The 10,284-nt window shown below is 73.5% G+C and carries 10 protein-coding genes; 6 read left to right on the top strand and 4 right to left on the bottom strand.

Going from position 1 to position 10,284, the window contains the following annotated elements; genetic code table 11:
• Nucleotides 1–513 precede the first annotated feature (513 nt).
• Nucleotides 514–1,797, bottom strand: a complete 1,284-nt coding sequence (tyrS, locus tag ACZ6S5_RS34525) for a tyrosine--tRNA ligase (RefSeq protein WP_466006489.1) — start codon at nucleotides 1,795–1,797, stop codon at nucleotides 514–516.
• A 108-nt stretch (nucleotides 1,798–1,905) separates the two neighbouring features.
• Here tyrS and ACZ6S5_RS34520 point away from each other — a divergent pair, with 108 nt between their 5' ends.
• The 4 genes from ACZ6S5_RS34520 (at nucleotide 1,906) to ACZ6S5_RS34505 (ending at nucleotide 4,295) form a co-directional block, all read left to right on the top strand.
• Complete coding sequence (locus tag ACZ6S5_RS34520) at nucleotides 1,906–2,289, top strand: PaaI family thioesterase (protein WP_265010774.1); 384 nt, start codon at nucleotides 1,906–1,908, stop codon at nucleotides 2,287–2,289.
• 98 nt (nucleotides 2,290–2,387) lie between these two features.
• Nucleotides 2,388–3,614 (top strand): NRAMP family divalent metal transporter, encoded by a 1,227-nt coding sequence (locus ACZ6S5_RS34515; protein ID WP_466006488.1) that lies wholly within the window; start codon nucleotides 2,388–2,390, stop codon nucleotides 3,612–3,614.
• Nucleotides 3,611–3,991: a hypothetical protein gene (locus ACZ6S5_RS34510; RefSeq protein ID WP_466006487.1), complete on the top strand. Its 381-nt coding sequence runs from the start codon at nucleotides 3,611–3,613 to the stop codon at nucleotides 3,989–3,991. The genes ACZ6S5_RS34515 and ACZ6S5_RS34510 overlap by 4 nt, the downstream gene beginning before the upstream one ends.
• Nucleotides 3,978–4,295, top strand: coding sequence for a PRC-barrel domain containing protein (locus ACZ6S5_RS34505; protein WP_466006486.1), 318 nt, complete (start codon nucleotides 3,978–3,980; stop codon nucleotides 4,293–4,295). The genes ACZ6S5_RS34510 and ACZ6S5_RS34505 overlap by 14 nt, the downstream gene beginning before the upstream one ends.
• Before the next feature lie 9 nt (nucleotides 4,296–4,304).
• Here ACZ6S5_RS34505 and ACZ6S5_RS34500 read toward each other — a convergent pair whose 3' ends face one another.
• The 3 genes from ACZ6S5_RS34500 to ACZ6S5_RS34490 form a co-directional block, all read right to left on the bottom strand.
• On the bottom strand, nucleotides 4,305–5,654 hold the full coding sequence (locus ACZ6S5_RS34500; protein WP_466006485.1) for a hemolysin family protein: 1,350 nt from the start codon (nucleotides 5,652–5,654) through the stop codon (nucleotides 4,305–4,307).
• A gap of 132 nt (nucleotides 5,655–5,786) precedes the next feature.
• Entirely contained in the window at nucleotides 5,787–6,410 is a 624-nt protein-coding gene (locus tag ACZ6S5_RS34495; protein WP_466006484.1) for a hypothetical protein, read from the bottom strand.
• A 10-nt stretch (nucleotides 6,411–6,420) separates the two neighbouring features.
• On the bottom strand, nucleotides 6,421–6,924 hold the full coding sequence (locus ACZ6S5_RS34490; RefSeq protein WP_466006483.1) for a GNAT family N-acetyltransferase: 504 nt from the start codon (nucleotides 6,922–6,924) through the stop codon (nucleotides 6,421–6,423).
• Nucleotides 6,925–7,057: 133 nt separating this feature from the next.
• Between ACZ6S5_RS34490 and ppdK the strand changes: the two genes are divergently transcribed.
• Together ppdK and ACZ6S5_RS34480 are read left to right on the top strand one after the other, a co-directional pair.
• The gene (gene ppdK / locus ACZ6S5_RS34485) at nucleotides 7,058–9,718 is read left to right on the top strand and encodes a pyruvate, phosphate dikinase (RefSeq protein ID WP_466006482.1); all 2,661 of its coding nucleotides are present in this window, start codon (nucleotides 7,058–7,060) and stop codon (nucleotides 9,716–9,718) included.
• A 12-nt stretch (nucleotides 9,719–9,730) separates the two neighbouring features.
• Nucleotides 9,731–10,180 carry a hypothetical protein gene (locus ACZ6S5_RS34480; RefSeq protein WP_466006481.1) on the top strand — a complete coding sequence of 150 codons (450 nt, stop codon included), beginning with the start codon at nucleotides 9,731–9,733 and terminating at the stop codon, nucleotides 10,178–10,180.
• Nucleotides 10,181–10,284: the final 104 nt, after the last annotated feature.

Here is a 10,284-nt window from a genome sequence, read left to right as displayed (position 1 = left end):
ATTGGCACTGGCTTATCAAGCACCCTGTTGAGTTCTCAAAGAACAACCACACACCATCCAGAAGCCCTACTACCGTAGAACCCCCATCCGGGGCATCTCGTCCAACCGCCCCCGCCGCTCTCGCGCCGGGCACTTTTACTACGTTACCCGGTGGTTTCTGCCGTGTCAAACCGGTGTTTCGCGGTTTGTCGTGCTTCCACCCCTTTTCCGGGCACCCCTATTCGACCGACTTCCGTCGGACGCTCCGAGGATTTCAGCAGGACGGCCGCCGCGGTTTCCCGCTCGCTCGTCCGTTTCCCTGCCGGCCGATAACCTTACCCGGTCGGTTTCGCCTCGCCAAATCCGCCTCCCGGCAGATCCGGGGCACCGCCCGTCTCCAGGTCCTGCGCTCCGGCCTCCCAGGTCTTTCACCCTGTTTCGTCCGTTCCGCGCTGGCAGAGGAAAAGTTACGCGCCCAGCGGTTTGATCGTCAAATCCGCTGGACGCGTCCCGCGTCACACTGTCGACGTACGGCTATTTGCGCAGCTCAACACCGGCGAAGGAGCGCTTGCCGCGGCGCAGCACCAGGTACCGGCCGTGCAGCAGGTCCGCCGGCGACACCGTGGCGTCCACCTCCGAGATGCGGGTGTTGTTGACGTAGGCACCGCCCTCGGCGATCACCCGCCGGGCTTCCTTCATGCTCGGCACCAGGCCCGACTCCTTCAGCAGGCCGGCAACGTCCGGCAGCTCGTCGAGGTGGACCAGGCCGGCCTCGGTCAGCGCCGCCCGAAGGGTCGCCGGGGAGAGCTCGTCGAGCGCGCCGCGGCCGAAGAGCGCCTGGCTCGCCGCGACCGCCTGGGCCATCTCCCGCTCGCCGTGCACCAGGGCGGTCAGCTCCTCGGCGAGGGCCCGCTGGGCGAGCCGCGCCTGCGGGCGCTCCGCCGTGGCCTTCTCCAGCTCCTCCAACTCCTCCCGGGAGCGGAAGCTGAAGTAGCGCAGGTAGCGGGTGACGTCCCGGTCGTCCGCGTTGAGCCAGAACTGGTAGAAGGCGTACGGGCTGGTCATCTCCGGGTCGAGCCAGACCGCCCCGCCCTCGGTCTTGCCGAACTTGGTGCCGTCTGACTTGGTCACCAGCGGCGTGGTGAACGCCTGCACCGGGCCGGCGCCGCGCCGGCGGATGTAGTCGACCCCGGCGGTGATGTTGCCCCACTGGTCGGAGCCGCCGTACTGGAGTTGGCAGCCGTGGCGGCGGTGCAGCTCGAAGAAGTCGTTGGCCTGGAGCAGTTGGTAGCTGAACTCGGTGAAGCTGATGCCGGTCTCGAGCCGGGCCTTGACCACCTCGCGGGCCAGCATCTTGTTCACCGGGAAGTGCTTGCCGACGTCCCGGAGAAACTCCACCACGGACATCTCGCCGGTCCAGTCCAGGTTGTTGACCAGCCGGGCGGCGTTCTCCCCCTCGTACGAGACGAAGGGCGCAAGCTGGTCATGGATCCGCCGCACCCACCCCTCGACCACCTCGGGCGGGTTCAGGGTGCGCTCGGCGCTCTCCTTCGGGTCGCCGATCTGCCCGGTGGCGCCGCCGACCAGCAGCAGCGGCCGGTGCCCGGCGAGCTGGAGCCGGCGCGCGGTGGTGACCTGCATGAGGTGGCCGACGTGCAGGCTGGGGGCGGTCGGATCGAAGCCCACATAGAAGGTGGCGCTCCCGCCGTCGAGCAGCGCGCGCAGCTCGTCGAGGCCGGTCGAGTCCTGGATCAGGCCCCGCCACCGCAGGTCGTCGGTCAGGGAGTCCCGCCCGTGCGGGAGGTTGCTGTCGGTCACGGTCACCGATTCTCCCCCATCCGCGGCCCCGACCCGTACCGGGTTTGCCGACGGCGGCGGCGACTAGGCTGGCGGCGCCGTCGAGCGCGAGGAGGGACCGCCGTGGAGATGCCGGACCTGACCGGGGGCTTCGTCGCCCTGCTGGGGCTGAAGTTCGACGAGGTCAGCGGGGACCGGGTGGTGATCCGCTGGCAGGTTCGCCCGGAGCTGCACCAGCCGTACGGGATCCAGCACGGCGGGGTCTACTGCTCGGTGGTGGAGACGGCGGCCAGCATCGGTGGCGCGCTCTGGCTGGGCGACAAGGGCAAGGTGGTCGGGGTGTCGAACCAGACCGACTTCCTGCGCGCGGTCCGGGACGGCGAGCTGACCGCGGTGGGCACCCCCATCCACCGGGGGCGCAGCCAGCAGCTCTGGCTGGTGGAGATCACCGACGAGGGCGGCCGGCTGGTGTCGCGCGGCCAGGTGCGGCTGCAGAACCTCACCGGCGCCTGATCCGGGCCGGCCACCCGGCAGCCTGGTCGATTCGCCCGAAAAGAGGCGTCCAGCGCGGATATCGTCGCGTCGATGAGACCACCCGGCCCCGACCCGACGTGAGGAAGCTCCTCGCCGCCACCCTGGGCATCCTCTCCGCCATCGGCGGCTTCGTCGACATCGGCGACCTGGTGGCGGCGAGCCAGGCCGGCGCCCGCTTCGGGATGGCCCACGCCTGGGTGCTGCTCGTCGGCGTGCTCGGCATCTGCGCGTACGCCGAGATGGCCGGACGGATCGCGGCGGTGAGCGGCCGGGCGGTGTTCGACCTGGTCCGGGAGCGGCTCGGGCCGAGGGTCGCGCTGCTCAATCTGGTGGCGTCCTGGCTGGTCACGGTGATCACCCTCGCCGCCGAGCTGGGCGGGGTGGCCCTGGCGCTGCAGCTGGCCACCGGGCTGAGCTACCTGCTCTGGGTGCCGGTGGCCGCGGTGGCGGTCTGGCTGGTGCTGTGGCGGATGCGCTTCGAGCTGATGGAGCGGGTCTTCGGGCTGGCCGGGCTGGCGCTGCTGGTCTTCGCCGTCGCACTGTTCGCGCTGCCGACCGACTGGGCCCGGCTCGGGCACGGCGCGCTGCACGTCAGCTCCGCCGGCCAGGGCTGGTCGGTGTACTGGTTCGTGGCGGTGGCGCTGTTCGCCTCCACGGTCAGCCCGTACGAGGTGTTCTTCTTCTCCTCCGGCGGGGTGGAGGAGAACTGGAGCGCCCGGGACCTGGCCCACGCCCGGTCGAACGTCCTGATCGGCTTCCCGGTGGGCGGGTTCCTGGCGTTGTCGCTGATCGCCGTCGCAGCGGTGGCGTACCACCCGTCGGGGACGTCGCTGAACACCTTCGACCAGGTGGCCCGGCCGGTGGCGACCGCGCTGGGCGGGGCCGGGCTGGCGGTCGCTGTGCTGGCCTTCTTCGCGGTGACCTTCGGCGCCGCCCTGGAGACCGGCCTGTCCGCGGCGTACGCGGCGGCCCAGTACTTCGGCTGGCAGTGGGGCAAGCGGGTCAGCCCCCGGGAGGCGGCCCGGTTCCACAGCGTGCTGCTGGTCAGCGTGCTGTTCGGGGTGCTGATGCTGATGACGACCGTGGACCCGGTGCGGCTGACCGAGTACATGCTGGTACTCAGCGCGGTGGTGCTGCCGCTGACCTACCTGCCGATCCTGGTGGTGGCGAACGACCGCAACTACCTGGGCGACCGGGTCAACGGGCGGTGGATGAATCTGCTCGGCGCGCTGTTCCTGCTGCTCATCGTCGCCGCGTCGGTGGCGGCGATCCCGTTGGCGATCATCACGAGGATGGGACGATGAGGGTCCAGCTCGCCAAGCAACTGCTCGACCGGCAGATCGTGGACGTGGACGGCCGGCTGGTCGGCCGGGTCGACGACATCGCGTTCACCGTCGACGACGACGGCTTCCCGTACGTGGACTGCCTGCTCACCGGGCAGGGGGCGCTCGGGCAGCGGATCGGCGGCCGGATCGGCCGGCTGCTGGTGGCGGTCGCCGACCGGTTCACCGACGAACCGCCGGTGCCGCCGCTGCGCGTCCCGCTCGCCCAGGTCGCGCGCCTGGACAGCGCGGTACGGCTGCGCTGCCCGGCCAGCGAGCTGCCGCCGTCGCCGGTGGAGTCCTGGTTGCGCCGGCACCTCGTCGACCGGATCCCGGGGTCGCACCGTGCGAGCGGGTGAGCTGCTCGGCCGGACCGCGTACGACCTGCACGGGCGGCGGCTGGGTCGGGTGGTCGACGTGGTGGTCCGGGGCGGTTGGCCGCCGGACCGGCTGCGGATCACCGACGTGATCGTGGCCGGCCACTGGTGGACCCGGGTGACCAGCCGGCTGATCGGACCCGAGCTGCACCCGTCGGGGCCGTGGCTGCTCCGCGCGGCCGCGCGGGTGCTGGGCCGCAGCACCCACCAGTACCCCGCCGACGCCGTGCTGCTCCTCCCGCCGGTGCCCGGCTTCCCGTTCGGCCGGGCGGGCGGGGCGGGTTGAGGCGCCGGATCAGCTGCGGGCCCCGTCGAGGGCCGGGGCGTCGACGCCGTCGGCGTCCTCGGTTTCGGCCCCGTCGTGCCGGTTCCGCCGGGCCCGGCGGCGGACCCGCACCTCGGTGATGGCGTGGTACTCGACGCCGCCGACCGCGAGTTCCCAGCCGTCCACCCGCACGCTCTCCCCCGCCACGGTGGGGATGTGCCCGAGGCAGATCAGCACCAGCCCGGCGATGGTGGTGTAGTCGCCGGCCGGCCGGTTGGGCAGCTCGACGCCGAGGTCGCTGAGGTCGTGCACGGGGAAGGTGCCGGGCAGGACCAGCGTGCCGTCCTCCTCGGTGCGGACCGAGCTGAGGTCCCGGTCGGTCTCGTCGTAGATCTCGCCGACGATCTCCTCGAGGATGTCCTCCAGGGTGACGATGCCGTCCACCGCGCCGCGCTCGTCCACCACCAGGGCGATGTGCTGGCGTTCCGCCTTGAACTGGCGCAGCGCGTCGACCACCGGCAGCGAGTCGGGCAGCAGCATCGGCGGGCGGGCGATCTCGTCGACCGCCCGGTCGTCGGGGACGCCGACCAGGTCGCGCAGGTGGATCACGCCGACCGCGTCGTCCAGGCCGCCGTGCCGCACCACCGGCGCCCGGGAGTGGCCGGTCGCGGCGAGGACCAGCCGGGCGGCCTCCGCGGTGGTGCCGCTGTCCAGGGTGAAGACCTGCAACCGGGGTACGAGCACCGCCCGCAGCTGCCGGTCGGCGATCTCCACCGCGCCGGCGATGATGGTCCGCTGCTCCTTGGTGAAGCCGTGGTTGCCGGCCACGATGTCGCGCAGTTCGTCCGGGCCGATCTCGTCCGGCTGGTGCTTCGGGTTCAGCCCGAAGAGGCGTACCACCAGGTCGCTGGTGGCGCCCAGCGCCCAGACGGCCGGCCGGGTGAGGGTGGCCAGCAGGTCGAGCGGGCGGGCCACGACCAGCGCCCACCGCTCGGCGGACTGCATGGCGATCCGCTTGGGCGCCAGCTCCCCGAAGACCAGGGTGACGAAGGTCAACGCCAGCGTGACCGCGACGATGGCGACCGTCTCGGCGGCGTCGCCCAGCACCCCCAGCAGCGGGACGAGCGGCTTGGCCAGGGAGACCGCCGCGGCGGCGGAGGCCAGGAAGCCGGCCAGGGTGATGCCGATCTGGATGGTGGCCAGGAACCGGTTCGGGTCCTTGGCCAGCCGGGCCAGGGTCCGGCCGGCGCGGCTGCCGCGTTCCAGCCGCTGGAGCTGGCTGTCCCGCAGCGACACCAGGGCCATCTCGCTGCCGGCGAAGGCCGCGTTGACGATCACCAGAACTCCGACCAGGGCCAGTTGGCTCCAGTAGCTCTGCACGCCCGGTTCTCTCTCTCGACCCGACCCGGGCCGGCCACCGCGGCCGACCGGTCGCCGTCCGGGGACCGGCCGGCGTAGGCCCCTCTGTGCCCCGCCGACGGCCCGCTGAATCCTCTCGGGCCCGAGCTCCCGTCAGGCCGTCGCGGGCAGGTCCAGGACGTACGCCTGGCCCTCGGGGCGGAAGCCGAGCCGGTGGTAGTACGGGGCGACCATGCCGGGCGGGCTGACCACTCGGCGGAAACCCCGGTCGGTGAAGAGCCGGCTGCGCCGGTAGACGAACTCGCCCGGGGTGAAGTCGCGGAACGGCGGGGTGACGTAGTCCAGGTCGATCTGGGCGACCCCGCCGGCCTCGGCGTGCGACACCACGACGCCGACCACCTCGTCGGCGCGGACGACCAGGAAGGCCGAGCGGTCCCCGGCCGGGTCCCAGCGGAAGTCCGGGTTGAACCGGGCGATGTCGGCGGCGTGCACCCGCAGCGTGTGGGCCAGGAAGGCGTCGCCGGTGCCCACCTCGACCACCTGGTAGGTCTGCTCGTCGTGCCGGGTGCCCAGCAGCTTGCGCAGGTACCAGACGTTGATCACGGCGAGCACCACGTTCAGCCCGACCATGGGCCAGACGTGCACGGCGGCGTTGTAGCCGATCAGGACCAGGCAGCCGACCAGGTTGAGGGCGCGCAGCCGCAGGATGCGCGTCTGCAGCAGGGACCAGACCAGCAGCGCGGAGCCGGCCCAGCCGACGAGTTCCAGCCAGTTCACCCGGGGGAGACTAGTGGTCGGGCTGGTCAGCCGTGTCGGCGGGCAGTTCGAGCACGTACTCCTCGACCTCCTTGCCGCGGCTGTTGGCGTACCCGGAGTCCTCGCCGATCACGACGAAGCCGCACTTGCGGAGCACGGCGAGGGAGGCGGCGTTGTCCTTCGCGGCGCGGGCGTGCACCGGCCGGTGCGGCAGCTCGCGCAGCAGCGCGGCGAGGGCGGCGGTGGCGTGGCCGCGCCCCCAGCGGGCCGGGTCGATCCAGTAGCTGACCTCGGTGCGCTCGTCGACCGGGAAGGCGGCCACCCGGCCGACCACCTCGCCGTCGACCGTCACCGTGCGGTTGACGATGCGCCCGTCGGCCCGGATCCGGGCCCAGTGCGCGTCGAACGCGGCCCGGTCGGCCGGATCCTTCGGGCCGAACGCGGCCATCCAGTTGGCCTGCGGGTCCTGCTCGTGCGCGAAGAACACGGGCAGGTCGTCGTCGCGCACCGGGCGGAGCCGCACCTCACTGGTCACGGCCGGAAGGATACGCGGACCCACCGACAGGCTCGGGACTTCCGGCCCGGCACGCGTCCCGTCCGGCCCTGCCGGGGCGGCCGGCCCCCCCGCTACCAAGAAGGGGGAACGACGCAGCCGAGGAGGCCGGACCATGCCGAAGTACGTCTACGACTTCATCGAGGGTGACCGGAGCCGGGCCGACCTGCTCGGCGGCAAGGGCGCCAACCTGGCCGAGATGACCCGGCTCGGGCTGCCCGTCCCGCCCGGGTTCACCGTCAGCACCGACGCCTGCCGGGCGTTCCTGGCCACCGGATCGCCGCCGGCCGGGCTGTTCGAGGAGGTCAACGCGCACCTGCGGGAGATCGAGGCCCGGCTGGACCGGTGGCTCGGCGACCCGGGCGACCCGCTGCTGCTCGCGGTGCGCTCCGGCGGCCGCTACTCGATGCCCGGGATGATGGAGACCATCCTCGACATCGGGCTCAACGACGCCACGGTGGGCGGCCTGGCCACGCGCAGCGGCGACGAGCGGTTCGCCTGGGACTCGTACCGGCGGTTGATCCAGATGTTCGGCCGCACCGTGCACGGCGTGCCGGCCGATGAGTTCGAGCACGAGCTGGCAGCGGTACGGGCCACCGCCGGGCCGGGCGGGCCGAGCGCCGGGCAGCTGCGCGACCTGGTCGAGACGTACAAGAAGATCTTCGCCCGGCACGTCGGGCACGACTTCCCGCAGGCCCCGCACGAGCAGCTCTTCCTGGCGATCCGCGCGGTGTTCGAGTCGTGGAACGCCGAGCGCGCGCGGATCTACCGGCGGCAGGAGCGGATCCCGGACGACCTGGGCACGGCGGTCAACGTGATGGCGATGGTCTTCGGCAACCTGGGGCCGGACTCCGGCACCGGGGTGGCGTTCACCCGCGACCCGGCGACCGGCGCCCCCGGCGTGTACGGCGACTACCTGGCCGACGCGCAGGGCGAGGACGTGGTCGCCGGGATCCGCAACACCCTTCCCCTGCCCGAGCTGGAACGGATCGACCCGGTCAGCTTCCGGCGGCTGCGGGAGATCATGGCGACGCTGGAGCGGCACTACCGGGACCTGTGCGACATCGAGTTCACCATCGAGCGCGGCACGCTGTGGATGCTGCAGACCCGGGTCGGCAAGCGGACCGCGGCGGCCGCGTTCGTGATCGCCGCGCAGTTGGTCGACGAAGGGCTGATCACCGCCGACGAGGCGCTCACCCGGGTCACCGGGGCGCAGCTGGCCCAGTTGATGTTCCCGGCGTTCGACCTCGCCGGCGCCTCCGAGCCGCTGACCGTCGGGGTGGGCGCCTCGCCGGGCGCCGCGGTCGGGCGGGTGGTGTTCGATTCGGCCGCCGCCGCGGCCGCCACCGACCCGGTGATCCTGGTCCGCCGGGAGACCAACCCGGACGACCTGCCCGGCATGATCGCCGCGACCGGGGTGCTCACCTCCCGCGGCGGGAAGACCTCGCACGCCGCGGTCGTCGCCCGGGGCATGGGGCGGACCTGCGTGTGCGGGGCGGAGTCGCTCGACATCGACCCCGAGCGCGGCGAGTTCACCGTCGGCGACCGGGTGGTCCGGGCCGGCGAGGTGATCTCCATCGACGGGACCACCGGCCGGATCTGGCTCGGCGCGGTGCCGGTGCAGCCGTCCCCGGTGGCCCGTTACCTGGCCGGCGAGCTGAGCCCGGAGGCGGATCCCCTGGTCGCCGCGGTGCACCGGCTGCTCGGGCACGCCGACGCGGTCCGCGAGCTCGGCGTCCGGGCCAACGCGGACACCCCGGAGGACACCCGGCGGGCCCGACGGTTCGGCGCCCGCGGCGTCGGGCTGTGCCGCACCGAGCACATGTTCCTCGGCGAGCGCCGGCAGCTGGTGGAGCGGTTGATCCTGGCCGACGGCCCGGCCGAGCGGGCGGCCGCCCTGGCCGCGCTGCTGCCGTTGCAGCGGGCCGACTTCGTCGGCATCCTCGCCGCGATGGACGGGCTGCCGGTGACGGTCCGGCTGCTCGACCCGCCGCTGCACGAGTTCCTGCCCCCGCTGGCCGAGCTGACCGCCCGGGTGGCCCGAGCCGAGGCGCGCGGCGAGGACCCGGGCCGGGACGCGACCCTGCTGGCCGCGGTGCGCCGGATGCACGAGGCCAACCCGATGCTGGGGCTGCGCGGCGTACGGCTCGGCCTCGTCGTGCCGGGACTGTTCGCGATGCAGGTCCGGGCGGTGGCCGAGGCGGCCGCCCAACGGATCCGGGCCGGCGGCGACCCGCGTCCGGAGATCATGGTGCCGCTCGTCGGCGACGTCCGGGAGCTCGCCGCGGTGCGGGTCGAGGTCGACCGGGTGCTGGCCGAGGTCGACGGCGCGCCGGAGATCCCGATCGGCACGATGATCGAGGTGCCCCGGGCGGCGCTGACCGCCGGGGAGATCGCCGGCGAGGCGCACTTCTTCTCCTTCGGCACCAACGACCTGACCCAGACGACCTGGGCGTTCTCCCGCGACGACGTGGAGGGCTCGTTCTTCGGGGCGTACCTGGAACGGGGAATCTTCCCGGTGTCGCCGTTCGAGAGCATCGACGCGAAAGGCGTCGGGCGGCTGGTCCGGCTGGCCGTCGCCGAGGGCCGGGCGGCCCGCCCCGAGCTGACCGTCGGGGTCTGCGGGGAGCACGGCGGCGACCCCGACTCGGTGGCGTTCTTCGCCGCGGCCGGGCTCGACTACGTGTCCTGCTCGCCGTACCGGGTGCCGATCGCCCGGCTGGCCGCCGGCCGGGCGGCCGTCGCATCCACCACCGGCACGTCCGACTCCCGTTAGGAGGGCAGCACGATGACCGCCATCTTCAACCCGACCGGGCTCACCCCGGTGGCCCCGGTCCCCCGGCCGGCGCCGGCCGCGCCGCCGGCCCCGGCGCCACCGCCCGGGCCGGTCGGCCCGGTGCTGGAACTGCCCGGCACGCCGGTCGCGGCGCTGGTGCCGGTGACCCATGAGGGCCGGCCGGTGGGCGCGTTCGTCCTGCAGGGCGGGCGGGTCCGGTACCGGCGGGTGGTCGACCCGGACCAGCTCGTCGCGGCCGCCGCCGGGGCGTTCGCCGTGGCCGCCCTGACCGCCGCCGTGGCGGTGGTGGCCCGGCGGCGGCCGCCGGCCATCAACACGGTACGCATGGGACCGGGCGGCTGGGTGAGCCTGCGCGGGGTCCGGGCGCCCGCGCTGACGCCGGGCCGGCGACCGTGGTGGGCCCGGCTGCTGCGGGCCCACCGGCTCGTCGTCGAGCGCTGACCGGCACCGGGGGGGGGGGGGGGGGGGGGGGGGGGGGGGGGGGGGGGGGGGGGGGGGGGGGGGGGGGGGGGGGGGGGGGGGGGAGGAGGGGAGGAGAAAGAGGA

The organism is Micromonospora sp. NPDC051924, assembly GCF_055586005.1.
This window is presented reverse-complemented; position numbering and strand designations above follow the sequence as displayed.

What these genes read in the sequence shown, in the direction of transcription:
- ppdK (WP_466006482.1), top strand. Translation starts at nt 7,058, where the DNA reads ATGCCGAAGTACGTCTACGACTTCATCGAGGGTGACCGGAGCCGGGCC.
- ACZ6S5_RS34510 (WP_466006487.1), top strand. Translation starts at nt 3,611, where the DNA reads ATGAGGGTCCAGCTCGCCAAGCAACTGCTCGACCGGCAGATCGTGGAC.
- ACZ6S5_RS34480 (WP_466006481.1), top strand. Translation starts at nt 9,731, where the DNA reads ATGACCGCCATCTTCAACCCGACCGGGCTCACCCCGGTGGCCCCGGTC.
- ACZ6S5_RS34520 (WP_265010774.1), top strand. Translation starts at nt 1,906, where the DNA reads ATGCCGGACCTGACCGGGGGCTTCGTCGCCCTGCTGGGGCTGAAGTTC.